This is a genomic window from Candidatus Binatia bacterium, from assembly GCA_035631035.1.
In the GTDB taxonomy this organism is placed as follows: Bacteria; Eisenbacteria; RBG-16-71-46; order SZUA-252; family SZUA-252; genus DASQJL01.
This window is the reverse complement of the sequence record DASQJL010000053.1, coordinates 39,694-63,011: the sequence shown is the minus strand read 5'-3', so window position 1 is coordinate 63,011 and position 23,318 is coordinate 39,694. Positions and strand designations below refer to the sequence as shown.

Here is a 23,318-nt window from a genome sequence, read left to right as displayed (position 1 = left end):
ATGAGCGTTTTCTGGATGTATCCCATGGGGGCTCCGCGCCCGAAGCCTAACCCCGGGGGAGGGCCGGCGACAATGGGACTCCTGGGGACTGTCCTGACCGCCGCCGCGAGCATACGGTTGGCGTATAATGGACCGCCATACGTGGATGGCGACCTTCCCCCCTCGAACGAGGATGGAGTCCATGAACCCCGATGTGGAGCAGACCGCGGCCGGCACCTCCCTGACGACGAACACCTACCTCCTCGAGTGGGTCGCGGAGACCGCCCGCCGGTGCCACCCCGACACGATCGAATGGTGCGACGGCTCGGATGCCGAGAAGCGCCGCCTGCTCGACCGCGCCGTGGCGCAAGGCATCCTGATCCCCCTGAACCAGAAGAAGCGCCCGGGCTGCTACCTCCACCGCTCCGATCCCAAGGACGTCGCGCGCGTCGAGCACCTCACGTTCATCTGCACGCCGACGAAAGAGGAAGCCGGACCCACCAACAACTGGATGGCCCCGGCCGACGCCTACGCGAAGCTGGCGACGATGCTCGAGGGCTCGATGCGCGGCCGCACGATGTACGTCGTGCCCTACGTGATGGGCCCCCTGGGCTCCCCTTTCTCCAAGGTCGGCGTCGAGATCACCGACAGCGTCTACGTCGCCCTCTCCATGCGGATCATGACCCGCATGGGCAAGCAGGCGCTCGACCTCCTCGGCGACTCCAACGATTTCAGCCGCGGCGTCCACTCGATGCTGGACATCAACCCGGAGCGGCGCTTCATCTGCCACTTCCCCGAGGACAACACGGTCTGGTCGGTGGGCAGCAACTACGGCGGCAACGTGCTGCTCGGCAAGAAGTGCCTCGCGCTTCGGCTCGGCTCCTACCTGGGCCGGCGCGAGAACTGGCTGGCGGAGCACATGCTGATCCTGGGCGTCGAGAGTCCCGAGGGGCAGACCACCTACGTCGCGGCGGCGTTTCCCAGCGCCTGCGGCAAGACCAACTTCGCGATGCTGATCCCGCCCCGCCGCTTCCAGGGATGGCGCGTCTGGACCGTGGGCGATGACATCGCCTGGATGCGGGTCGGCCACGACGGGCGGCTGTGGGCGATCAACCCCGAGGCGGGCTACTTCGGCGTCGCGCCGGGAACCAGCGGCACATCGAATCCCACCGCGATGCGGATCGTGGAGCGCGACACCATCTTCACCAACGTGGCCATGACCGAGGACGGCGATGTGTGGTGGGAGGGAATGACCGAGAAGGCGCCCGCGGGGCTCACCGACTGGCTGGGGCAGAAGTACGATCCCGCCTCGGGCAAGCCGGCCGCGCACCCGAACAGCCGCTTCTGCTCCCCCGCCATGAACAATCCGTACCTGTCCAAGCGGATCAACGATCCCGAGGGGGTGCCGATCTCCGCGCTGATCTTCGGAGGGCGGCGGGCCAGCACCATTCCCCTCGTCCTCCAGTCGTTCAACTGGATCCACGGCGTCTACATGGGCGCGACGATGGGGTCGGAGACCACCGCCGCGGCCACCGGCAAGGTGGGCGTCGTGCGGCGCGACCCGATGGCGATGCTCCCCTTCTGCGGCTACAACATGGGGGACTACTTCTGCCACTGGCTGGAGATGCGCTCCCGGATCCCCTATCCGCCGAAGATCTTCATGGTGAACTGGTTCCGCAAGGGCCAGGACGGCCGCTTCGTCTGGCCGGGGTACGGCGAGAACATGCGGGTCCTCAAGTGGATCGTGGATCGCGCGCTCGGCTCGGTGGGCGGCCGCGAGACCCCCGTCGGCTGGGTGCCGCGGGAGGGGGACCTCGATCTCTCGGGGCTCTCGATCGCGAGCGAGGACTTCATGGAGGCCACGGCCGTGCGGCCCGAGGAGTGGAGCGAGGAGATCCGATCGCAGGGCGAGTTCTTCCGCACCCTCGATCCCTATATGCCGAAAGCGCTCGAGCTTCAGCGCGAGCTCCTGTCGGAGTCGGTGGCCATGGGCACACCCGACGGACGGGCGCGGGGCGCCGACAGGACATAGCCTACCGAACCGCCGTCCCCCGCGAGGCGCGCCGTCGTTCCGGCGCGCCTTCTTCATTCCTGCCCCGCTCCCCGCGATCCGTGCCTCCCCGGCACGCGCGATGCACCTTTTTGGGCCCGGACCCCAGCCCCAAGGAGGGAGCCATGGCCAAAATCGCAATGATCGTCGCGGACCTGTTCGAGGACTCGGAGTTTCGCGTCCCCTACGACCGGCTGCGAGAGGCCGGACACGACATCACCATCATCGGATCCGAGGCCGGAAAGCGGATCGAAGGGAAGAAGGGCCAGGAGACCGTCACGGCCGATCGCGCGATCGCCGAGGTCTCGGCGGACGGGTTCGACGCGATCGTCATTCCCGGCGGCTATTCGCCCGACAAGCTGCGCATGGACCCCCGCATGGTCGCCTTCACGCGCGCCTTCTTCGACGCCGGCAAGCCGGTCGCGGCCGTCTGCCACGCCCCCTGGATGCTCGCCGAGGCGGGAATCGCGCGCGGCAGGACCGTGACCTCGTGGCCTTCGATCAAGACCGACCTCGTGAACGCGGGGGCCACCTGGGTGGACCGGACGGTCGTCGAGGACGGGAACCTGATCACCTCGCGGAAGCCGGACGATCTGCAGGCCTTTTCCGACGCCATCCTTCGCCACCTGGATCGCGCGCCCGCCACGCGGGAGCCGGTCGCGGGCCGCGATCGGAGATAAGGAGAATCACCATGCCATCGAAAGCGACGACCCAGAGAGCCCGGCGCGATCTGAAGCAGGGCAAGAAGCCCTCCACCGCGGCGGGCGAGTTCGTTCGGGAAGAGATGCACCACATTCGCGAGGGAAAGCACGGAGCGCGCTCCACGAAGCAGGCGATCGCGATCGGGCTCTCGAAAGCGCGCCGATCCGGCGTGCCCTTGAAGCCTCCGCGCAAGGGACAGGCGAGCGAGAGGACCCGACAGAGCGCGGAGCGGGCGTACGAAGAGGGCCAGGGGGAGCGGACGCCCCGGGCTCCCTCGCCGAGACGCTCGCAGGCGGCGCGCCGGGCCCTGAAGCGGGAGCCGCATCGGGCCGCGTCGCGCCGGGCGCTCTCGAGCCAGGCTCGGAGCGCGGCGAAGCGGCGGTCTCACCGGGCGGAACGGCCCTGAGGGCGCCCGCTGGACCCTTGCACGATCTACGCAGCCGTCCTAGCGTTGAAGTTGTGGGCAGGGTGCAACCGCCGGGACCATCCCGGCAGAGGAGGATGAGATGCGGAACGTTCTTCACAGGCGCGGCGGGCTCGCCCTGACGACCGCCGTGCTGATCCTTGCCGCCACGCTGCTCGCGCTCCCGGGCACGGCCTCGGCGAACCGAGGCCGCGGACATGCCTGCGGCCGGCACCGCGTGGCGAGCTACGGATACGCGCACCGGCCTCATTACCGGACGGTCGCATACCGGCCGTATTACCGAACGGTCGCGTACCGCTCGTACTACCGGCCGTACTACGCGTCCTACTACCGGCCCCGCTACCGCGAGGTCATCGTCGGCGATCCTTACTGCTACGACGACGACATCGCCTACGTGCGTCCGGTCTACTACCACCACTACCGGCATCGGCCTCGGGTCGCCGTCAGCCTCTCGTTCGGCTCTCCGGGGTACTACTACGGAGGCTACGGAGATCCCTACTGCGGCTGGTGACCGCGGCATGGACGTTGGATCGAGTGCCCCGGCGGAGCGATCCGCCGGGGCCTTTCGTTTACAATGCGGTCGTGCCGGTTTCGCTCCTCCCCTACAGCCTCGTCATCTTCGACCTCGACGGCGTGCTCGTCGATTCCTTCCAGTGCTGGTGGCGGCTCCTGAACGGCACCCTGGAAGCGCATGGCAAGCATCCGCTCACGCAGGAGGAGTTCTCGGCCTGCTGGGGTCAGGATGTCGAGGCCGACCGCCGCCGCTTCTTCCCGGACTGGTCGGTGGAGCGGCTGATCGGGCACTACACGCGCGAGTTTCCCCGCTACGCGGAGTGGATCCAGCCGATGGAGGGGGCCCAGGAGACGCTCGCCGGCCTGGAGCGCGCGGGAAAGCGGATCGCGGTCGCGAGCAACTCCCCGATGGCGATGGTCGAGCGGCTCCTCGAGCTGGCGTCGCTGCGGGCGCACGTGAGCTGGGCCGCTGGGGTGGACCTGGTCGCGAAGGGAAAACCCGAGCCCGACCTGATCGAGCACGTGCTGCGCGAAGCGGGTGTCGCGCGGGAGGAAGCGTGCTACGTCGGCGATTCCGAATTCGATGCCCGCGCGGCCCGCGCGGCGCGCGTCCACTTCATCGGATACCGTCGTGAGGGGGATGTCCGGATCGAGTCGCTGCGGGAGCTGGTCGGCGGCGCGTGATGCCTAGACCCGCTGCGGCCTGAGCCAACCCTCGATCCAGGCCACCTTGTCCCGGTACTGCTCCTCGCTCGGCTCCCGCGAGGCCATCACCGGATGCGGCTCCGCGAAGAAGTCTCCCTCCGCGCGCATGGCGCGCCGCCCGCCCATCTCGACGTAGCAGAAGCCGCGGCCGTCGAAAGGTGCCGGCTCCGGTCCCTTCGTGATTCGGGACGCGATCCGCGCCGCCACCGCTTCCCCCTCGGCGGCCGCGAAGACCCCGGCTTTCGGCAGCGCGAGCGGCGGGGCGCCGGGATCGAAGCGCCCGGGAAGCGCCAGCACGGTCGAATCACCGATCGCGTACACGTCGGCGGCCCCGGGCACTTCGAGCGTCCTGGGATCCACCCGCACCCAGCCTCCGGCCTCGGCGAGTCCCGCCTCCACCAGGATCCGCGGGACCCGATGCGGCGGCACGGCGAGGAGCAGGTCGTACGCCGCCTCGCTTCCGTCCTCGAACGTCACCACCCGAGCCTTGGCGTCGACCGACGCCACCTTCTTCTGCGCTTGAAATCCGATGCCGCGCGACTCGAGCTGGCCGACGATCATCCGTCCCATGAACGGGCCGGCGGTCGTCATCGGCGCCTTCTCGACGGTGACGACATCGAGCTGCGTGGCGCCCCGGATCCCGCGACGTTCCAGCAGCGCGTGCAGCACGAAGGCCGCCTCGTACGGGGCGGGAGGACACGCGAAGGGGACGCGCGGCACGAGGAGCAGAAGGCGGCCCCCCTGAAACGACTCGAGGGCCTGGCGGATGCGGGCCGCGCCGTCCAGCGTGTAGAAGGTATGCGCGGCGGCGTCCAGGCCCAAAACGGCGGCCATGTCCAGCTCGGCGCCGAGCGCGATCACGAGATGATCGCCGGCGTGGCTGCCCCGGTCGGTCTCCACGCGGCGCCCGGCGGCGTCCACGCGCTTCACCTCTTCGCGCAGGAGCTCGACCCCGTCGGGCACGAGCGCCGCGCGCGTCTTCATGACCTCGTCGGCGCGACGCTCGCCGATCATCACCCACGTCTTCGCCGCGCCGACCACGAACAGAGGCGAGCGGTCGATGAGGAGAATGCGATGGTCGCGAGGGGCTCGGGCGCGCAGCGCGCGCGCGCAGGCGAGGCCGCCGAAGCCCGCGCCGAGGATCAAGGTCGCGCCCATGGGCGCCATCTTACTCCCTTCCCCTGGGGGTCCGAAGCGAGGATAGTGGGTGGCTGCTCATGCTCCCGTGCCGATCGCCGAAGCGTCCCCGCTGCTACCCCCGGCCCCCGGCGGCCTGCGCGTGGCTTCTTCTCCATCTGGTCCTCGGCGGCACGAACGCGATCGCGGGAACGTTGGAGGGGTTCGTGCGCGCCAAGGGCGAGGCGGAGGGCCCGGCCTACGCCTCGATCGCGCTCACTCCCGTGACCGCCGGCGACTCGACGGCTGCGGCGCGGACCGGTTTCCACGCCGTATCCCGTCCGAACGGTTTCTATTCGTTCAGCGGCATCCCGAAAGGAGCCTATCGCAGGAGCTGTCGCGCCGCGGGCTACCGCGACTTCGCAGACACCGTCGCGATCGGGGAGGGCGACGTCCGCCGCGACATCGTCCTCGAGACGTCGCCTTTTCCCGTGGCCGCCGTGGACGTGCGCGGGGAGCGCGAGCCGCGCGAGATCCGCGGCACCCCGAGCTACGTCGAGCTGCCCGCGCGCGAGCTGAAGCGGCTTCCCGCCGTCGGCGAGGCCGACCTGATCCGGAGCCTCCAGCTCCTCCCGGGCGTGCAGTCGGCGTCCGACTTCAGCAGCGGGCTGTACATTCGCGGTGGCGGTCCCGATCAGACGCTCATCCTTCTCGACCAGATTCCGCTCTACAACCCGACGCATGCGTTCGGGTTCTTCTCCACGTTCAATCCCGGCGCGATCAAGGACGTCGCCCTGTACAAGGGCGCCTACCCCTCGCCGTACGGCGGGCGGCTCGGCTCGGTGCTGGACGTCGAGAATCGCGACGGCAGCCGGGACGGCCTGCGCGGCACCGGGGCGGTGAGCCTCATCGCCGGGCGCGCGACGGTGGAGGGGCCGATCCGGAACGGATCGTGGATCCTGTCGGCGCGGCGCACCTACCTCGAGCCGGTGCTCGATGCGGTGCGCAACGATTCGACCGAGATCCCGTCGTATTTCTTCTACGACCTGAACGGGCGGGTGCACCGCTCGATGAGCCCGCGCGACGACCTTTCGTTCTCGGGATATCGAGGGCGCGACAAGCTGCATCTCGATCTCGATCGAGGGACGTTCGTGGACATCCGATGGGGCAACGTGGCGGGGATGGGACGCTGGATGCACGACTTCGGCCGCGGCGCGATCGGCAGCCTCCTCGTCTCGGGGACGGAGTACAAGAGCGACACCGACGTGAAGATCTTCAGCACGCCGCTCTTCTTCGGGAACCGTCTCCTCGACGTCAGCGCCAAGGCGGACCTTTCCTGGAGTGCCGCGCCCGGCCACGCGGCCCGGGCGGGCGTGTCGGTCTCGGCGTACCGGTTCCAGCTGGGTCAGGAATTCAACGGCGTGGCGCAGCCGGGATTCGACGAGCGTCCGGTCGGGACGGCCGCGTTCGTGGAGGACCAATGGACCCCGAACGCGCTCTGGACGGTGCGGCCGGGGGTGCGCGCGGAGGTGTTCGGCCGCCGCGGTCACGCGAGCGTGGAGCCGCGGCTGTCGGTGAATCACGTCCTGGGCCCGAACCTGCGCCTGAAAGCCGGCGGCGGCGGCTACACGCAGCACCTCCAGCTCGTCTCGACCGAAGCCTTCAATGGGACCGACTTCTGGGTGCCGACCGACGTCTCCGCGAAGCCGGGACGCTCCTGGCAGGCGGTGAGCGGTCTGGAGTGGCTGCCGACCGATGAGTACACCGTCTCGATCGAGGGCTACTCCACCTGGCTTCGGAATCTGGTGCAGCTCGACAACACCCGCGCGGCCGACGCGCAGGGGACGAGCACCGAGGACCTCTTCTACACCGGGGGCCGGGGCTGGGCGAGCGGCGTCGAGCTGTTCGCGCAGAAGCGCCGGGGCGCGCTCACGGGATGGGTCGGCTACACGCTGGGCTGGAGCCGCCGCCGCTGGCCGGAGCTGAACCAAGGGCAGACCTTCCCGCCCAAGTACGACCGCCGGCACGACGTGAAGGTGGTCGCGCAGTGGAATCGGAAGCGTTGGAGCTTCGGCGCGGACTTCGTGTTCGCGACCGGCCAGGCGTTCACGCCGGTCGAGGCGCAGTATCGACTCGACGATCCGGCCACGGGGCAGGAGAAGATGCTGCTACTGCCCGGCGCCAGGAACAGCGCGCGGCTGCTTCCCTACCACCGCCTCGACGTGAGCGCGACCCTGCATGGTCATCTCTTCGGCGTGCCTGCGGATTACTATGCCCAGGTCTTCAACGTGTATGACCGCAAGAACGAATGGTTCGTTCAGTACGACACGGAAACGAGCTCCGGGGCGGACCCCAAGATCGTTCATCAGCTGCCCCTGATCCCGACGATCGGGATCAACTTCGATCTATGAAACGCGCCCTGGCCTGCATCGCCATCGCGCTCGCGGTCGGAACGGGATGTTCCGGGGAGCGCGACGCTCGAAGCCTTCTGGCCCCGAAAGGGGGAGGCACGATCGTCGTGGAGGGTCGGCTGATCGTCAGCGGCGAATTTCCTGAAATCCATCTCAGCATCACGCAGGCCCCCGATCAAGCCCCCATGGGCGACGCACCGCCACTGCGCGGCGCAAGCTTGTTCCTGACGACCGGATCGGTGGATACGGTCTGGTACGAGGAGCTCAATAGCCCGGGGTCCTATCGCCCGTTCCGGGGCACCCCAGGGCTGCTCAATGAGGTTCGGCCGCGCACGACGTACCGCCTGAAGGTCAGTGCGGCGGACGGGCGGATCGTCACGGCCCAGACCACAACCCCGGATACCTTCTCCGTGCGCGAGTGGCTCCTGGTCGATTCGAACACGCTGGCGGCACGCAGAACAATCGCACCCTTCGATACTCTGTACTATCAGGACGGTCTGGTCGAAGCACGCTTCGACCGCGGCAACGCCTTGGCCTTCCAGATGGCGCTTTTCAACCTGGAAACCAATTCGCCCTTGCTCCTGGACGCCGACTTCATCGATCCGGCCGATCTCGCGACCCTGGAGCGCCGGAGCTCGTCGCCACCGCTGGAAGCCCCGGACGGATACGTCCGCCTCCCGTGGCTGGCCGTCTGGTACGAGGGCCGACATGAATTCGCCGTCTATTCGGTGGATCAGAACTGGTACGACGTGGCCCGCTCCGTACGATTCAACGGGCCCGCCAATCTCGGATTTGGGTCGAACGCGGGCGACGATTTCGAGCGTCCCCTCTTCCACGTTCAAGGCGGCATCGGCCTGTTCGGTTCCGCCGCGGTGGACTACACCTACTTCACCGTTTGGCCCCGCCCCTGAACTCCGCGAACCCGCCACAAGCCAGGCGCGGCATGGTCCCATGGTCGCAATGCCCCCTCGACCATAGGACGTGCCCTGGGGACGGTTCGTGCCTTGTGGGGGTGCCGACATTCCCCCATGATGCAGATGTATGAATTTGCCGCGGCCACGGCCTCTCCGGGCCTCCCGCGACGTTGACGACCGACAAACCTGACCGAGCGGACTGCCGGCCAGGAGGGAGCCCCATGACCACCCAGCTCAAAGACGCGAAGAGCCCCGAAACCGCGACCCTTTCCCTCAACGGCACCTCCGCCACCTTTCCGGTGATCCGCGGCACCGAGCAGGAGACCGCGATCGACATCGAGAAGCTCCGGGCGACGACAGGCCTCATCACGCTCGACCCGGGCTACGGCAACACCGGTTCCTGCCGGAGCGCGATCACGTTCATCGACGGGGAGAAAGGGATCCTGCGCTATCGCGGGTACCCGATCGAGGAGCTGGCCGCGAAGAGCACTTTCCTCGAGGTGGCCTGGCTCCTGATCCACGGCGAGCTCCCCACGCGCGAAGAGCTGGACGGCTTCACCGCCGAGATCACACGCCACACGATGCTCCACAAGGATTTCGACCGGTTCTTCGACGCGCTCCCGAAGGACGCGCACCCCATGCCGGTCTGTGCCGCGGCGGTGGGCGCCCTCGCGACCTTCTACCAGAAGCCCGAGAGCGATGCGCAGATCCACGACACGATCATCCGCCTGATCGGCAAGATGCCGACGATCGCGGCCTACAGCTACAAGCACTCGATCGGGCAGCCCTTCCTGTACCCGCTGAACCGACTCGACTACGTCGCCAACTTCATGCGGATGATGTTCGGAGTGCCCAGCGAGGAGTACGAGGTGGATCCCGTGCTCGCGCGGGTGCTCGATCTGCTGCTGATCCTGCACGCCGACCACGAGCAGAACTGCTCGACCAGCACGGTGCGCATGGTCGGAAGCTCGATGGCCAACCTCTACGCGAGCATCGCGGCGGGGATCAGCGCGCTCTGGGGTCCGCTGCACGGCGGCGCCAACCAGCAGGTCATCGAGATGCTGGAGCAGATCGCGCAGCAGGAGGGGTCGGCCGACAAGTTCATCGCGAAGGCGAAGGACAAGAACGACACGACGCGGCTGATGGGCTTCGGCCACCGCGTCTACAAGAGCTACGATCCCCGCGCGGCGATCCTGAAGCAGGCCTGCGCCGACGTGTTGAAGCGGGTCGGCCGCTCCAGCCAGCTCCTGGAGATCGCGATGCGGCTGGAGGAGGTGGCGCTGCACGACGACTACTTCGTCAGCCGGAAGCTCTACCCCAACGTCGACTTCTACTCCGGCGTCATCTACCAGGCGCTCGGCATCCCGGTGAACATGTTCACCGTCATGTTCACGCTGGGCCGGCTCCCCGGATGGATCGCGCAGTGGCTGGAGATGCGCCGCGACAAGGATTTCCGCATCTCCCGGCCGCGGCAGATCTACGTGGGCTCGCCGAAGCGGATGTACGTGCCGCTGGCCGATCGCGGCTAGCGCGGCCCCACAGGAACGTAGCGGGCCCCGCCCCCCGGCGGGGCCCGTTCTCGTGCCGCCAGGCGACCGGCACCCTTCATGCGTACCTCCCCACCGCCATCATCCTCATGAAACCGATAACCGCCGACACGACAGGCGTGTGCCTCCCGGCGCGCGCCGTCGGCGGCCGCTGTGGGACTGACAGCATGACAGAGGCCCATGACGGGCCCGTCAGGCAGGAGAAGCCAATGGCAACCCTCGTCCAGGATGCGAAGAAGTCCAGAACGGCCACGCTCTCGCTGGAGGGGACCCTGGCCACGCTCCCCGTGATCACGGGCACCGAAGGGGAGACCGCGATCGACATCGAAGAGCTCCGGGCCGCCACCGGCCTGATCACGCTCGATCCCGGCTTCGCCAACACCGGCTCGTGCAGGAGCGCGATCACCTTCATCGACGGCGAGAAGGGGATCCTCCGCTATCGCGGCTATCCGATCGAGGAGCTGGCCGCCAAGAGCTCGTTCCTCGAGGTCGCCTGGCTCCTGATCCACGGCGAGCTGCCCACGAATGTCGAGCTCAAGGAATTCACGAACGAGATCACGCGCCATACGATGCTGCACCAGGATTTCGAGCGCTTCTTCGGCGCCTTGCCGAAGGACGCGCATCCCATGCCGGTCTGCGCGGCCGCCGTGGGCGCGCTCGCCACGTTCTACCAGCAGCCGGAGAGCGAAGCGCAGATCCACGACACGATCATCCGGCTGATCGGCAAGATGCCGACGATCGCGGCGTACAGCTACAAGCACTCGATCGGACAGCCGTTCGTCTATCCGCTCAATCGCCTCGACTACGCTTCGAATCTGCTGCGCATGATGTTCTCGGTGCCGAGCGAGGAGTACGAGGTGGATCCGGTGCTGGCCAAGGCCGTCGACCTGCTCCTGATCCTGCATGCCGACCACGAGCAGAACTGCTCCACCAGCACCGTCCGCGTGGTGGGCAGCTCCAAGGCGAATCTCTACGCTTCCATCTCGGCGGGCATCAGCGCTCTTTGGGGTCCCCTCCACGGCGGAGCGAATCAGCAGGTCATCGAGATGCTGGAGCGGATCGAGGCCGAGGAGGGCTCGGCCGACCGGTTCCTCGCAAAGGCGAAAGACAAGAACGACACCACGAGGCTCATGGGCTTCGGGCACCGCGTGTACAAGAGCTACGACCCGCGCGCGGCGATCTTGAAGAAGTCCTGTGGCGAGGTGCTCCAGCGCGTGGGCGTCTCGAGCAAGCTTCTCGAGATCGCGATGAGGCTCGAGGCGGTGGCGCTCCAGGACGAGTACTTCGTGAGCCGGAAGCTCTACCCGAACGTCGACTTCTACTCGGGGGTGATCTACAAGGCGCTCGGCATCCCGGTGAACATGTTCACGGTCATGTTCACGCTGGGACGGCTCCCCGGCTGGATCGCGCAGTGGCTCGAGATGCGGCGGGATCCCGATTTCCGCATCTCCCGTCCGCGGCAGATCTACGTGGGGTCGCCGAAGCGGATGTACGTGCCTCTTCCCGACCGCGCCTGACGCGCGGCATCCATCCGGCCCGATGGACGGAGGCCCCGGTCGCGCGAGCGGCCGGGGCCCCGTACTGGTTGTGGCGCAGAGTCGCGATCAGTGGGCGTGCGTGGTGTCCGCCTTCTCCTTGGCTTCCTCGGCCGCGGCCTTGGCCTTCTCCGCCGCCTCGTCGGCCGCCTTGGCGTCCTGCTTCGCTTCCTTGGCCGCGTCCTTGGCTTCCTGGGCCGCGCCGGTCGCGCCCGTCGCGCCCGGGGTCTTCATCGTTTCGAGCCAGGCGGCAACGGCCTCCTTCTCGTCCTTCGTCCCCTTGAACTTCAGCGTAGGATGGGAGCGGCCGTCCACCTTCTCCATCTTGTCCAGCCACTTCTCAATCCACTCGTGGCCCCGCGTGTCTCCGATCGTGGAGAGATCGGGAGGCTTGTGCTTCATGGTCGCGGAGACCGGCTTGGTCCGCTTGATCTGAGCGGCATCCACCGAGTGGCACCCCTGGCACTTGTACTTGGTGAAGATCTCCTTGCCCTGCGGGGCCTTGTCGGACTCGTCGGCAGAGGCGCGGCCGGTCAGCACGACCGCGCAGAGCGTGATGGCCATCATGGCGATGATGCGCTTCATGGTTCGTCCTCCTTGTGAAGCACTCTGGGCGTGGGCGCCCACGTACCCACAAGGATAGCAGCGCCCGGCCCGTTCGTCGCGAGGGGGTGCAACAAAAGCCTTTACTTCCCGCCGGGGCCTGCCGATACTTCCCGCAGTCGAAGTCGCCTGACGGTCGCAGTGCAGCGCCATGACGCGATAGAACGCCGCAGGATGAACCCTTCCTGCGGCTTATTTTGTATCCGGACGACTCGTCCGGGGACCCGTCCAAAGTGGCCGGGTCGGCCGTTCCGAGAGGGCGGCGAGTTGGGGCAATCGTCCCCGAAGAGCAAGGAGCACAGTGTGGCTGCTGGTACCGTGAAGTGGTTCAACGAAGCGAAGGGCTTTGGGTTCATTCAGCAGGAGGGTGGCGAGGACGTCTTCGTTCACTACTCGGCGATCATGGGCGAGGGCTTCAAGACGCTGGCCGAGGGCGAGCGGCTGGAGTTCGACATCGTCCGCGGACCGAAGGGTCTGCAGGCGGCCAACGTCCGGAAGGCATAGCCTAGCCGAACCGAACCACGGAACAGCCCGGGGCGGGGCCGAAAGGCTCCGCCCCGTTCGCGTTCTACTCCCGGATTCGCCCCAACAGCCGGAGCAGCCCGTCGAGGATGGTGAGGGGATGGGGCGGGTGTCCCGGAACGAAGAGGTCCACGGGCACGACCGATCCGGCCCCGTCGATGACCTCCGGATCGCCCGCGAAGGGGCCGCCGGAGATGGCCGCGGCGCCCACCGCCACCACGATCTTCGGCCCGGGCACCGCCTCGTACGTCTTCTCCAGCGCGAGTTTCATGTTCCGCGTCACGGGGCCCGTGATCAGGAGCCCGTCGGCATGCCGGGGCGAGGCCACGAACTGGATCCCGAAACGTCCCATGTCGAAGACCACGTTGCCGAGCGCGTTCGCTTCCTGCTCGCACCCCGCCGATCCGCCCGCGCTCACCTGCCGCAGCCGGAGCGAGCGGCCGAAGAGCCTCCGCGCCTCGGCGTCGAGCGCCCCCGCGAGCCGGTACGCTCCCTCGTCCGCGACCAGGTCCTCCCGCGCGCGCGCGGCCATCCGGTAGTCCTTCCCGAAGCGCACCGCCCCGCTCGGGCAGGCCTCGACGCACTCGTTGCAGAAGAGGCAGCGCCCCAGATCCAGCGCCAGCCTCGGCGCTCCCCCGTTTTCCGCGGGCGGCTCGACGCGAATGGCCGATGTGGGACAGCGTTCCGCGCAGGCGCGGCATCCCTCCTCGCATCGCGCCGGATCCAGAACCGGCCTTCCCCGAAACGATGCGGGCAGCACCGGGCCCGCGGCGGGCATCGCGATCGTCCGCCGTCCCTGCCGCATCCGCTCCACGAAGGCCTTCAGCACGCGCCCGCCCTCACCGGTCGTAACCCGAGTAGGAGAGATTGAAGCTCTTGTTGCAGAGCGGAAAGTCGGAGACCGGCTGGTCGCGCATCGCCATGGCGAGCCCGGCCCAGTTGTGGAACGAGGGGTCCACGATCGCGTAGCGGCGGAAGCGTCCCCCGTCGTCGGTGACGGCGACGTGGCAGATCTCCCCGCGCCAACCCTCGACCAGCGACACGGCGATCCGATTCGCGCCCCCGCCGGCGGGGACCTGCGCGCGCGCCGGGCCGGCGGGCAGCGAGCGCAGGAGCTTCGCCAGGTACTCGGCGGAGTGCGCGCACTCCAGCGAGCGCACGGCCGCTCGCGCGAACACGTCCCCTGTGTCACGGACGGCAACGGGCATGGAGCGGGTCGCATACGCCCCGAGCGGATGGTCCTTACGAACGTCTCCGGCGACGCCCGACGCGCGCGCGGCCGGGCCCACCATGCCGAGCGCCGCGCAGGTTTCGCGCGGCAGCGCGCCGGTCTCCTCCAGGCGCGATCGGGCCGTGGAGTTCTTGAGCATCAGCAGGAAGGAACGGCCCAGCTCGGCCACCGCGCGATCCACGCCCGCGGCCATGCCGCCCGCCGCCTCGTCCGAAAGGTCGGCGGCGACACCGCCGGGCCGGACCCATCCCAGGCCCATCCGGTTGCCGCACGCGGCCAGCGTGAGATTCAGGAGATCGCCGCGGATCCTTCCGCAGAAGGCGGCGGCGGGCAGGTAGCCGATGTCGCCCGAGAGCGCGCCGAGGTCTCCGGCGTGATTGGCCATCCGCTCCAGCTCGAGCGCGACGGCGCGAAGGGCCGCGCCCCGCTCGGGGACGGCCGTGTCGGTCAGCGCTTCCACGATCTGCGCGTAGGCGGCCGCATGCCCCGCGGACATGTCGCCGGCGACCGCGTCGACGCGATGGACGGTGCGGGCGTCGGGGCCTCCCTCCAGCGCGCGCTCGATGCCCCGGTGCTGGTAACCCAGGGAGATCTCCAGATGGATCACGCGCTCGCCGTGGCACTGGAAGCGGAAGTGGCCGGGTTCGATCACGCCGGCGTGCACGGGTCCGACCGCCACCTCGTGCACCTCCTCCCCCTCCACGGCGAAGTACCCCATGATCCCCGGTCGCGGCGCGTCCGGGACGGCCGTGACCGCGCCGACCGGCTCGCGCCGGGGCGGCACGAACCGCACCGGCTTGAGCCACGGGTGCCCTTCCGGCGTCAGCCCCCAGGTCTCCGCGATCTCCCGTTCGAAGAGATGGGCCTGCGGCATCTCCACCGTGAGGGACGGAAACGCCTCGGCGGCGCGCGTCGAGGTCACGAGCAGGTTCCGGTCCCCGGGGCGCTCGAGAATCGCCACGATCCGGATCGCGTCCCCATCCGGGAACCCGAACAGCGAGACCAGCCGCGCCCCGGGCGTCGTGAGGATGGCCTCGCGGAACGACGCCGGCTGAAGACAGGGCACGTCGGCGAGCGGCGCCGATCCCCCGTTTCCGAGGGGAAGGAACGCGCGGGCGCTCATCGAACGCCGGCTCCGACCAGCGCCGCCGCCGAGCGCAGCGCGCCCGAGAGTCCCGAAGGAAGGTAGAGGCCCAGGAGCAGCGACGCCGCGATGAGCGCGAGCGGCGGCAGGACGGCGAGGCGGCTCTCGCCCGCGGAGGCCCCGGGCACCACCAACGGCGGTCCCTCCCCCTGGGCCATGCGCGTCATCGTCGCCGCCATGCCGACGAACGCCACCGTCAGAAGCGCCAGGTAGAGCGCGGCGATCGCGAAGCGCCCCTGCTCCAGGGCGCCGCGCAGGATCAGGAGCTCGCTCGAGAAGGTTCCGAACGGCGGCGAACCCGCGATCGCGAAGAGTCCCGCCATCCAGAGCGCGCCCGTCACCGGAACGCGGCGGAAGAGCCCGCGCACGTCGCGGGCGGTCTTGGTCCGATAGGCCGCGAGGATGTTTCCCGCGAGGAGGAAGAGCATCGCCTTCACGACCGCGTGGTTCACCGCGTGCAGCATCGCGCCGAACGTGGCCGCGCCGCCCAGGCCCACGCCGAGCGCGAGGATGCCCATGTGCTCCACGCTGGAGTAGGCGAGGAGCCGCTTGTAGTCGGCCTGCGCCACGAGGAACGCCGCCGCGAGCGCGATGGAGAGGAGGCCGAAGACGATGAGCATCCCCCCGGCGTACGTGCCGAGCCCGGCCGCCCCGCAGATCTGCAGCACGCGCAGGATTCCGACGAACGCGCAGTTCAGGAGCGCGCCGGAGAGGAGCGCCGAGACCACGGAGGGAGCCTCGCTGTGCGCGTCGGGGAGCCAGGTGTGGAGCGGCGCCAGGCCCATCTTCGTGCCGTAGCCGATCAGGAGGAAGAGGAACGCGGCCTTGAGCCAGGGCGTCTGCAGCGAGGCCGCCTGCGCGGTCAGGAGCCGCGCGCTCAGCGGCAGGCTGGCGCCGCCCGGCGCGGTCGCGGCCACCACGAGAAAGAAGTTCCCGAGCAGCGCGAGGCCAATCCCCACCGAGCAGATGAGAAGGTACTTCCAGGTCGCCTCGAGCGAGCGGTGATGGCGGTGGAAGTAGATGAGCGGCGCGCTGGCGAGCGTGGTCGCCTCGATGGCGACCCACAGGAGCCCGAGATGGTCGCTCACGACCACGAGGGTCATCGTGGCGAGGAAGAAGAGGAGGCATCCGGTGAACACCGCCTCCGGGGCGTTCGTGAAACGGAACCCCTCGACGAAGTCCTCCCGCGCTCCCGGGAACTCGCGGCCGAGATACCCCACGGCATAGACCGCCGCGGCCAGGAAGAGCCCGCTCGTGATCGTGAGGAAGAGCTGGCCGATCGCGTCCAGCGCGAGCGCGCCGCCCCATCCGGAGCCGGGGGCCCGAACCCAGAGCGAAGCGGTGAGCCCCGCGTGCGCGACCGCCGTGAGGAGGAGGAGCGCGCGACGCCACGAAGCCGGCCGGAGGAAGAAGGCCAGGAGGCCGGCCGCGGCCGGGATCAGAACGAGCGCGGAGAGCACCGCTACTCCTTGAGCGCCGCGAGCCGGGTGGTGTCGATGCTGTCGAACTCGCGGCTGATGTGGAACACCGTGATCCCCATGACGAACACCGCAACGAAGACGTCGAGCAGGATGCCCATCTCGACGAGCACGGGCGCCTGGTAGGCGATCCCCACGCCGAAGGCGTAGATCCCATTCTCGAAGACCAGGTAGCCGAGCGCCTGGCTCACCGCCTTCTTCCGGCTCACCACGAGGAAGAGCCCCACGAACAGGATCGAGAGCGACGTGGGGACGAGGAGGTCGGAAGCCGCCGCGGCCGGGAGCGGCAGGCGGCGCGCGACCCAAAGGGCGGTCAGGAAGGCGCCGACGCCGGCGAGCACCGACGGGACGTAGCCGACGAAGGGCTCCACCTCGCGCCGGATCTTCGCCCCGCGAAGCGCGCGGAACAGGAGCCAGGGGAAGACGATCCCCTTGAGCACGATGCCGGCGGCGCCGATCGCGACGAACGGCGCCGTCAGGTGCCCCGCGTTCGCCAGGATGGCGGTCACGCCCAGCAGCACGCCCTGCACCGCCACCGTCCGGATGCTCGCGTTCAGCCGGCTCAGCCCGAGCAGGCGGAGGTTCGTGAAGACGAGGAGCACCATGATCGTGTCCAGGAGGAGGCGCATGGTCCTATCTCAGGATGAGCGCGATCGCGACCACGGCGAACGCCCCGGCCCCGACCAGGAACTGAGGCACGCGGTTCATGCGAAGGCGCGCGATCGTCGATTCGACGATTCCGATCACGATCGCGAGGACCGCCATCGCCAGGAGGAAGGCGCCCCCGTCGAGCGCGAGGATCCCCGTGCGCACGGGAAGGAGGAGCCCCACGAGGAGCGCCCCCATCACCCAGAGCTTGAGGGCCGCGCCCCAGAGGATCATCGCCAGGTCCGGCCCGCCGTGGTCCAGCACCATCGCCTCGTGGATCATGGTCAGCTCCAGATGCGTGCTCGGATCGTCCACGGGGATGCGCGCGTTCTCCGCGAGCAGGACGGCGAGAACCGCCGCCCCGACGAGGACGAGAACCGGAGCGCCGCGCTGCCAGTCGGCTTCCGTGAGGCCGCCCACGATTCCGCTCAACGAGGTGCGCCCCGAGACCCGCGCGGCCGCCGCCAGGCAGAGCAGGAGGACCGGCTCGGCGAGGGCGGAGAACGCCGCCTCGCGGCTTGCCCCCATCCCCTCGAAGCTGGATCCGGTGTCGAGCGCCGCGGCCATCGTGAGGAACCGCGCCGTGCCGAGGAGATAGAGGAGCAGGACGAAATCGCCCGGGAACGCGAACAGCGCCGGAAGGCCGCCCTGCGGCAGGAGCGTGAGCGCCGCGAGCACCGCGGCGACGCCCGCGACCGGGCCGAGTCCGAAGACCCAGGTCGTCGTGCGGCTGAACACCGCGCTCTTCCGGAGCAGCTTGCCCAAGTCGTAGTAGAGCTGGAGGAGCGGGGGGCCGGTTCGCCCCGCGAAGAAGGCTTTGGCGCGCTGGATCAGGCCCAGGAAGAGAGGGGCGAAGAGGATGGCGAGAACGGGTCCGCCGAGGCCCTCCGGATTCATGGGTTCACCAGGAACTGATAGACGAGAACGGCGACCAGGGTGAGGGCGATGTAGAGCACGTACACCTGCACCCTCCCCTCCTGGATCCTCCGGAAGGGGGCGACGCGGCGCGCGACCTCGGCCGCGATCGGAGCGACGACCCGCTCGCGGAACGAGTCCGGCGTTTCCGTGGCGTGCGACGCCTTGTCCGGAAAGAGGCCCATCGGCTTGAGCGAGGAGACGCGCGTGCCCAGGAGCGGCGCGAAGACTTCGAGGATCGGCTGCGCGAAGGAGGATGCGGTGTACTGCATGCGCGGCGTCGGCAGGGCGTAGCCGCAGTCCCACGTTCCGCTCCGCCGGACGCCGCGGCGGGCCAGCAGCGCCCGTCGCAGCACGACCGCCGCCAGGACGAGCAGGAGAAAGAGCCCGGCGACCGCCGTGACGCGCGTCAGAATCGTCGTGGCCGTGCCGAATCCGGCGGCGAGCGCGGGTGCGGGAAACGCCGCGCCGTACGGGAGCGCCGGCTGGAGGAGCGGGAGCAGCCACGGCGCCATAAGCCCGATCGCGAGGCACAGGGCCGCGAGGATCGCCATCGGCGCGCGCAGAAGAACGCCCGACTCGCGCGCCTCGGACGCCCGGGCGCTCCGTGGCTCGCCGAGGAACGCGATGCCGAACGCTTTCACGAAGCACGCCGCGGCCAGCCCCCCGATCAGCGCGAGCCCAGCGATCAGCGCCATCCCCGCCAGCGCCATCGACCCCGGCGCGGCGGCGGCGGCCTGGAACGATCCCAGGTAAATCAGGAACTCGCTCACGAAGCCGTTGAGCGGCGGAAGCCCGGAGATCGCGAGCGCGCCGGTCAGAAACGCCGCCCCGGTCCAGGGCATGCGGCGAAGGAGTCCCCCCAGGTGCTCGATCTCGCCCGTCCCGGTCGCGTGGATCACCGATCCCGCTCCCAGGAAGAGGAGCCCCTTGAACATGGCGTGATTCCAGACGTGGAGCAGCGCGCCCGAGAAGCCGAGAGCGGCCAGGAAGGGCGTCCCGTACGCGGTGCCGAGAAGCCCGAGCCCCATGCCGCCGGCGATGATGCCGATGTTCTCGATGCTGTGGTAGGCGAGGAGCCGCTTCAGCTCGTGCTGGGCGAGCGCGTAGAGCACCCCGAGGATTCCCGAGACGAGGCCGATCGCGATCAGGAGCCACCCCCACCAGGCGGGGGGCGGTCCCAGGTAGGGCAGCATCCGGAGGAGCCCGTAGATCCCCATCTTGATCATCACGCCCGACATCACGGCGGAAACGTGCGCCGGCGCGGCGGGATGCGCTTCGGGGAGCCACATGTGGAGCGGCATGAAGCCCGCTTTCGTGCCGAAGCCCACGACGGCGAGCAGGAAGAGCGCAGAGGGGCCGAGGAAGGCGCCCGCCGCGGGGGTCGAAGCGGCCGGGGCACCGCTCAGGCCGAAATCCAGCGTGGGCGCCACTCCGGCGAGCCCCAGAAAGAAGACGAGGAGAAACGCCGTGCCGATGTGCGCGGCGATCAGGTAGATGCGGCCCGCGCGCCGCGCCTCGTCCCGGTCGTGGTGCAGCGTGACGAGGAACCACGATGCGAGCGTCATCATCTCCCAGGCGAAGAGGAAGAGGATTCCGTTTCGGGCGGCCACGACAAGCGCCATGCTGGCGACGAGCAGGTTGAAGGCGAGCCATGCGGCGGCGCCGCGGCGCCCCGGCCCGGCACGCCAGGCGCCGCCTCCATAGGCGGCGGCGAGCGCGGACAGGCCGAAGATCGCCACGAGGAAGAATGCCGAGAGCGCGTCGATCTCGAGGCTGAAGGAGGCGAGGGGAACGCTCCAGGGGAGACGGAGCGATTCCGCGGGGTGGCCCAGCAGCACGCGGACCGCCGGCACCAGTCCCAGCGCGCATCCGACGACCGCTCCCCCCGCGCCGGTCCGCGCGCCGGTGCAGCCGCGGGGAACGATCCATGAAACGAGCCCCGATAGGACGAGCGTTCCTGCGGAAGCCAGAAACCAGAAGATCGGACGGCCCCTTCCCGGGTGTGGGACGGCGTTCGAATCGACGCGCTTCGGAAAAAAGGACAAGCGGCCGTTCGGACCCTACCTCATGCCGGCGCGCGCGACAAGGCGCGTGGCCGGCGCCGTCGCCCGCCGCCATCCTACTTTGGTACCGCTTGCGCGAGCCGGGCCGCGGGCAGAACCTGAATCTCGAGGTGGTCGAGCCGAGGAGGGGTGAGCCATGCCGAACACGATGGGCGATCGAACCGAGGAGAAGGGCTTCTATTTCCTGACGTCGAGCCGGCTCCGCTGGGAGCCGGCCGCATGCGGGCCGGGCGAGGTGCGCCGGCTCTACGTGGATCCCACCGACCGGATCGAGGCGCGCCTCGTGCGGTTTCCCGCCGGGGCGGTGACGGCGGGCGCGCCCGAGCTGCTCGGACCGGAGGTGTACGTCGTCTCGGGCGAATTCGAGGCCGACGGAGAGCGCCTCAAGGAGGGCGACTTCCACCGGACGGTGGGCGCCGCGGTGGACGGCCGCACCGAGGCGGGATGCATTCTGTTCACCCTGCGCGAATGCGCCCCCTCCGCGGGCACCGGCGAGGCGCCGGACGTCGGCTCGATGTGCGCCGCGGACACCATCCGCGTCGTGGAGCGCCGCTGGACCGACACCGGCCCCGGCATGCGGTACAAGCGGCTGATGCGCGACCCGGCGCATCACATCGAGATCACGCTCGTGCAGCTGGATCCGGGCGCCGCCTACCCCGGCCATCGCTACGTCGGCGCCGAGGAGATCTTCATCCTGCGGGGCGACTGCCTCTGCGAGGGACGAAAGCTGGGCTACGGCGACTATCACCGCTCGGTGGAGGGCGCCGTCCACCGGCCCGCCGCCACCGAGGGGGGCTGCGAGTTCATCCTGATTCGCCACGGAATGCCCGACTAGCGCGCGCGGCATCCGCTGGCACGAGGGGCCCCGCTGTCCGGGGCCCTTTCGTTTGGGGGTGGACACGTCCGGCGCCGCGATATATCTTTTAGATATGTCAACGCGATCGCGGTCGACCCCTTTCGCCATTCTCGGCCTTCTCGGATTCGAGCCGATGTCGGGCTACGACATCCGGAAGGAAGTCGCGGCGAGCATCGGCTACTTCTGGAGCGAGAGTTACGGCCAGATCTACCCGGCGCTGCGGGAGCTCTCCCGGGAGGGCCTGATCCGGGTGAAGCCGGGGACCCCGCCGGGGGGGCGGGAGCGCCGCGTCTACGAGATCACCGCGAAGGGACGCCGCGCGCTCGCGGCATGGCGGGCGGAGCCGCCGCGCCCCGCCCCCGTTCGAAACGAGCTCCTGCTCAAGCTCTTCTTCGGCGCCCCGGGCGAGGGGGGCGGCGAGATCGCATGGCTCGAGCAGCTCGCGACGAAGGAAGCGGCGCATGGGCGCGAATTCCGCCGCATCCGCCGACAGCTCCTCGACGAGCGGCGCGATCATCCCAGCCTTCCCTACTGGCTCGCCGTGGTGGCTTATGGCGAGCTTCACTCCCGTGCCGCCCTCCGCTGGGCGCGAGAGACCTCGAGCGCGCTCCGGGATCTTCGGGTCGCGCGCAAACACCGGGAGCCTTCCCCATGACGGAACCGCTGGCGCCGAGCGTAGCGACCCCCGCAGAACGGCGCCTGCTGGCGCCGGTCCGCCACACCGTGATCCTGATCGCGATCCTGTTCGCGATCGCGGCGTACGGCGTGTACGGGCAGCACGTGGCGGCCCAGACTCCCCCACCCGCATCCCGCGGCTCAACCTTGCCGCTCTACCTGGCGCTCCTCGTCGCCGAGTGGGCGCTCGTCCGTTACGTCATGGTGGGTCTTCGCAAGGGCGGAACGCCGTTCCGCGAGATCCTGGGGCGCCGATGGACCGGCTGGAAGGACGTGCTGCGGGACGTCGCAATCGCTCTGGCGGTGTTCGCAATCTGGACCGCGGGCTCCGGCGTCGTGGACCACTTCACCAGGGCCCAGACCGCGAAGGCCGTCGAGAACATGCTCCCCCGCGGGGTCGCCGAGATCGCGGTCTGGATTCTGCTCTCGTTGTCCGCGGGCTTCTGCGAAGAGGTGGTCTATCGCGGCTACCTGCAGCGCCAGTTCCACGCCCTGACCGGCAGCGGCATCGCCGCCGTGGCCCTCCAGGCCGTGATCTTCGGCATCTCGCACGGTTACCAGGGCGTGCGCAATATGCTCTTCATCACGGTGTACGGCGCGCTCTTCGGCGCGCTGGCTCTCTGGCGGCGGAGCCTCAAGCCCGGGATGATCCTGCACGCATGGACCGACATCTTCGGAGGAATCATCCAGAAGAGCTTCTAGCGCCCACGCCGAGCCTTCCTACCGCCGGCGCTTCCGCCAGTCCTCGCACAGGATCGCCCAGCGCTCGTGATCGCGCCAGCGGCCGCGAATCTTGAGGTAGCGGCGCGAGTAGCCCTCCCGCACGAACCCCAGCTTCGCGACCAGCGCGAGCGAGGCCGCGTTGTCCGGCTGGATGTTGGCCTCCACGCGGTGCAGCCCCATCGTCGTGAACGCATGGTTCAAGGTCAGCGCGATCGCTTCGGTCATGAGTCCCTGCCCCGCGTACGCCGCGCCGAGGTAGTAGCCGAGGTACGCGCTGCGAAAGACGCCCAGCACGATCTGGCTCAGCTCGACCGCGCCCACCACGGCGCCGTCGGCGCGCCGCTTGATGAGGAGCCCGAGAAAGTTCGGCTGGCGGCAGGCGGCGAGGTAGCGCGCGTAGTGCTCGTGCGTGGTCGGCGTGAAAGCGCGCCCCTTGTGGAACGCGACGCTCGCGCGGTTCATCTGGAGCAGCGCCGCCTCGTCCGCGAGCCGCGGCGGCGCCAGGAGGACCCGCGGCTCCACGATCAGCGGTCCCGGCGCTTCAGGGAATGGAGACCCGCG

Annotated in this window: 22 protein-coding genes; 13 read left to right on the top strand and 9 right to left on the bottom strand. The window is 69.3% G+C overall.

Annotated features, from left to right (window positions below; translation table 11 throughout):
• Positions 1-181 precede the first annotated feature (181 nt).
• The 5 genes from VE326_05245 to VE326_05225 all read left to right on the top strand — a co-directional run bounded on the left by VE326_05245 (position 182) and on the right by VE326_05225 (position 4,352).
• The gene (locus VE326_05245) at positions 182-2,011 is read left to right on the top strand and encodes a phosphoenolpyruvate carboxykinase (GTP) (GenBank protein ID HYJ32605.1); all 1,830 of its coding nucleotides are present in this window, start codon (positions 182-184) and stop codon (positions 2,009-2,011) included.
• Positions 2,012-2,154: 143 nt separating this feature from the next.
• Positions 2,155-2,709: a type 1 glutamine amidotransferase domain-containing protein gene (locus tag VE326_05240; protein ID HYJ32604.1), complete on the top strand. Its 555-nt coding sequence runs from the start codon at positions 2,155-2,157 to the stop codon at positions 2,707-2,709.
• An 11-nt stretch (positions 2,710-2,720) separates the two neighbouring features.
• Positions 2,721-3,137: a DUF6496 domain-containing protein gene (locus VE326_05235; protein HYJ32603.1), complete on the top strand. Its 417-nt coding sequence runs from the start codon at positions 2,721-2,723 to the stop codon at positions 3,135-3,137.
• A gap of 100 nt (positions 3,138-3,237) precedes the next feature.
• Positions 3,238-3,666: a hypothetical protein gene (locus VE326_05230; protein HYJ32602.1), complete on the top strand. Its 429-nt coding sequence runs from the start codon at positions 3,238-3,240 to the stop codon at positions 3,664-3,666.
• Between the two features lie 71 nt (positions 3,667-3,737).
• Entirely contained in the window at positions 3,738-4,352 is a 615-nt protein-coding gene (locus VE326_05225; GenBank protein HYJ32601.1) for an HAD-IA family hydrolase, read from the top strand.
• Positions 4,353-4,355: 3 nt separating this feature from the next.
• On the opposite strand, the gene VE326_05220 is transcribed toward VE326_05225, so the two are convergent.
• Positions 4,356-5,531 carry an FAD/NAD(P)-binding oxidoreductase gene (locus VE326_05220; GenBank protein ID HYJ32600.1) on the bottom strand — a complete coding sequence of 392 codons (1,176 nt, stop codon included), beginning with the start codon at positions 5,529-5,531 and terminating at the stop codon, positions 4,356-4,358.
• A 59-nt stretch (positions 5,532-5,590) separates the two neighbouring features.
• Here VE326_05220 and VE326_05215 point away from each other — a divergent pair, with 59 nt between their 5' ends.
• The 4 genes from VE326_05215 (at position 5,591) to VE326_05200 (ending at position 11,878) form a co-directional block, all read left to right on the top strand.
• Complete coding sequence (locus VE326_05215; protein ID HYJ32599.1) at positions 5,591-7,900, top strand: TonB-dependent receptor; 2,310 nt, start codon at positions 5,591-5,593, stop codon at positions 7,898-7,900.
• A complete protein-coding gene (locus tag VE326_05210) occupies positions 7,897-8,811 on the top strand; it encodes a hypothetical protein (protein ID HYJ32598.1) in 915 nt (304 codons plus the stop codon). Before VE326_05215 ends, VE326_05210 begins: the two co-directional genes overlap by 4 nt.
• 224 nt (positions 8,812-9,035) lie before the next feature.
• Positions 9,036-10,343, top strand: a complete 1,308-nt coding sequence (locus VE326_05205) for a citrate synthase (protein ID HYJ32597.1) — start codon at positions 9,036-9,038, stop codon at positions 10,341-10,343.
• Positions 10,344-10,570: 227 nt separating this feature from the next.
• Positions 10,571-11,878 carry a citrate synthase gene (locus tag VE326_05200; protein HYJ32596.1) on the top strand — a complete coding sequence of 436 codons (1,308 nt, stop codon included), beginning with the start codon at positions 10,571-10,573 and terminating at the stop codon, positions 11,876-11,878.
• An 87-nt stretch (positions 11,879-11,965) separates the two neighbouring features.
• Here VE326_05200 and VE326_05195 read toward each other — a convergent pair whose 3' ends face one another.
• A complete protein-coding gene (locus tag VE326_05195; protein HYJ32595.1) occupies positions 11,966-12,481 on the bottom strand; it encodes a c-type cytochrome in 516 nt (171 codons plus the stop codon).
• Between the two features lie 321 nt (positions 12,482-12,802).
• Between VE326_05195 and VE326_05190 the strand changes: the two genes are divergently transcribed.
• Positions 12,803-13,003 (top strand): cold-shock protein, encoded by a 201-nt coding sequence (locus VE326_05190; protein HYJ32594.1) that lies wholly within the window; start codon positions 12,803-12,805, stop codon positions 13,001-13,003.
• Positions 13,004-13,067: 64 nt separating this feature from the next.
• Here the strand turns inward: VE326_05190 and VE326_05185 are convergent, their stop codons facing one another.
• The 6 genes from VE326_05185 to VE326_05160 form a co-directional block, all read right to left on the bottom strand.
• On the bottom strand, positions 13,068-13,799 hold the full coding sequence (locus VE326_05185; protein ID HYJ32593.1) for a 4Fe-4S dicluster domain-containing protein: 732 nt from the start codon (positions 13,797-13,799) through the stop codon (positions 13,068-13,070).
• A gap of 61 nt (positions 13,800-13,860) precedes the next feature.
• Positions 13,861-15,375: an NADH-quinone oxidoreductase subunit C gene (locus tag VE326_05180; protein HYJ32592.1), complete on the bottom strand. Its 1,515-nt coding sequence runs from the start codon at positions 15,373-15,375 to the stop codon at positions 13,861-13,863.
• Positions 15,372-16,856, bottom strand: coding sequence for a proton-conducting transporter membrane subunit (locus tag VE326_05175; GenBank protein HYJ32591.1), 1,485 nt, complete (start codon positions 16,854-16,856; stop codon positions 15,372-15,374). Before VE326_05175 ends, VE326_05180 begins: the two co-directional genes overlap by 4 nt.
• Before the next feature lie 2 nt (positions 16,857-16,858).
• The gene (locus VE326_05170) at positions 16,859-17,503 is read right to left on the bottom strand and encodes a hydrogenase (GenBank protein HYJ32590.1); all 645 of its coding nucleotides are present in this window, start codon (positions 17,501-17,503) and stop codon (positions 16,859-16,861) included.
• A 4-nt stretch (positions 17,504-17,507) separates the two neighbouring features.
• A complete protein-coding gene (locus VE326_05165; GenBank protein HYJ32589.1) occupies positions 17,508-18,419 on the bottom strand; it encodes an NADH-quinone oxidoreductase subunit H in 912 nt (303 codons plus the stop codon).
• Positions 18,416-20,293, bottom strand: coding sequence for a proton-conducting transporter membrane subunit (locus VE326_05160; protein ID HYJ32588.1), 1,878 nt, complete (start codon positions 20,291-20,293; stop codon positions 18,416-18,418). The genes VE326_05165 and VE326_05160 overlap by 4 nt, the downstream gene beginning before the upstream one ends.
• Before the next feature lie 346 nt (positions 20,294-20,639).
• On the opposite strand from VE326_05160, the gene VE326_05155 reads away from it, so the two are divergent.
• The 3 genes from VE326_05155 to VE326_05145 all read left to right on the top strand — a co-directional run bounded on the left by VE326_05155 (position 20,640) and on the right by VE326_05145 (position 22,736).
• Entirely contained in the window at positions 20,640-21,338 is a 699-nt protein-coding gene (locus tag VE326_05155; GenBank protein HYJ32587.1) for a cupin domain-containing protein, read from the top strand.
• Between the two features lie 94 nt (positions 21,339-21,432).
• Positions 21,433-22,014, top strand: a complete 582-nt coding sequence (locus tag VE326_05150; protein HYJ32586.1) for a PadR family transcriptional regulator — start codon at positions 21,433-21,435, stop codon at positions 22,012-22,014.
• Positions 22,011-22,736, top strand: coding sequence for a type II CAAX endopeptidase family protein (locus VE326_05145; GenBank protein HYJ32585.1), 726 nt, complete (start codon positions 22,011-22,013; stop codon positions 22,734-22,736). Before VE326_05150 ends, VE326_05145 begins: the two co-directional genes overlap by 4 nt.
• An 18-nt stretch (positions 22,737-22,754) precedes the next feature.
• Here the strand turns inward: VE326_05145 and VE326_05140 are convergent, their stop codons facing one another.
• Positions 22,755-23,279 (bottom strand): GNAT family protein, encoded by a 525-nt coding sequence (locus VE326_05140; GenBank protein ID HYJ32584.1) that lies wholly within the window; start codon positions 23,277-23,279, stop codon positions 22,755-22,757.
• Between the last annotated feature and the right edge of the window lie 39 nt (positions 23,280-23,318).

Bases quoted from the DNA above. Each gene is read 5' to 3' on its own strand.
- VE326_05150 (HYJ32586.1), top strand. From the start codon at position 21,433: ATGTCAACGCGATCGCGGTCGACCCCTTTCGCCATTCTCGGCCTTCTC.
- VE326_05195 (HYJ32595.1), bottom strand. From the start codon at position 12,481: ATGAAGCGCATCATCGCCATGATGGCCATCACGCTCTGCGCGGTCGTG.
- VE326_05230 (HYJ32602.1), top strand. From the start codon at position 3,238: ATGCGGAACGTTCTTCACAGGCGCGGCGGGCTCGCCCTGACGACCGCC.
- VE326_05145 (HYJ32585.1), top strand. From the start codon at position 22,011: ATGACGGAACCGCTGGCGCCGAGCGTAGCGACCCCCGCAGAACGGCGC.
- VE326_05200 (HYJ32596.1), top strand. From the start codon at position 10,571: ATGGCAACCCTCGTCCAGGATGCGAAGAAGTCCAGAACGGCCACGCTC.
- VE326_05215 (HYJ32599.1), top strand. From the start codon at position 5,591: ATGCTCCCGTGCCGATCGCCGAAGCGTCCCCGCTGCTACCCCCGGCCC.
- VE326_05155 (HYJ32587.1), top strand. From the start codon at position 20,640: ATGCCGAACACGATGGGCGATCGAACCGAGGAGAAGGGCTTCTATTTC.
- VE326_05205 (HYJ32597.1), top strand. From the start codon at position 9,036: ATGACCACCCAGCTCAAAGACGCGAAGAGCCCCGAAACCGCGACCCTT.
- VE326_05220 (HYJ32600.1), bottom strand. From the start codon at position 5,531: ATGGGCGCGACCTTGATCCTCGGCGCGGGCTTCGGCGGCCTCGCCTGC.
- VE326_05170 (HYJ32590.1), bottom strand. From the start codon at position 17,503: ATGCGCCTCCTCCTGGACACGATCATGGTGCTCCTCGTCTTCACGAAC.
- VE326_05240 (HYJ32604.1), top strand. From the start codon at position 2,155: ATGGCCAAAATCGCAATGATCGTCGCGGACCTGTTCGAGGACTCGGAG.
- VE326_05235 (HYJ32603.1), top strand. From the start codon at position 2,721: ATGCCATCGAAAGCGACGACCCAGAGAGCCCGGCGCGATCTGAAGCAG.
- VE326_05210 (HYJ32598.1), top strand. From the start codon at position 7,897: ATGAAACGCGCCCTGGCCTGCATCGCCATCGCGCTCGCGGTCGGAACG.
- VE326_05180 (HYJ32592.1), bottom strand. From the start codon at position 15,375: ATGAGCGCCCGCGCGTTCCTTCCCCTCGGAAACGGGGGATCGGCGCCG.
- VE326_05185 (HYJ32593.1), bottom strand. From the start codon at position 13,799: ATGCCCGCCGCGGGCCCGGTGCTGCCCGCATCGTTTCGGGGAAGGCCG.
- VE326_05165 (HYJ32589.1), bottom strand. From the start codon at position 18,419: ATGAATCCGGAGGGCCTCGGCGGACCCGTTCTCGCCATCCTCTTCGCC.
- VE326_05245 (HYJ32605.1), top strand. From the start codon at position 182: ATGAACCCCGATGTGGAGCAGACCGCGGCCGGCACCTCCCTGACGACG.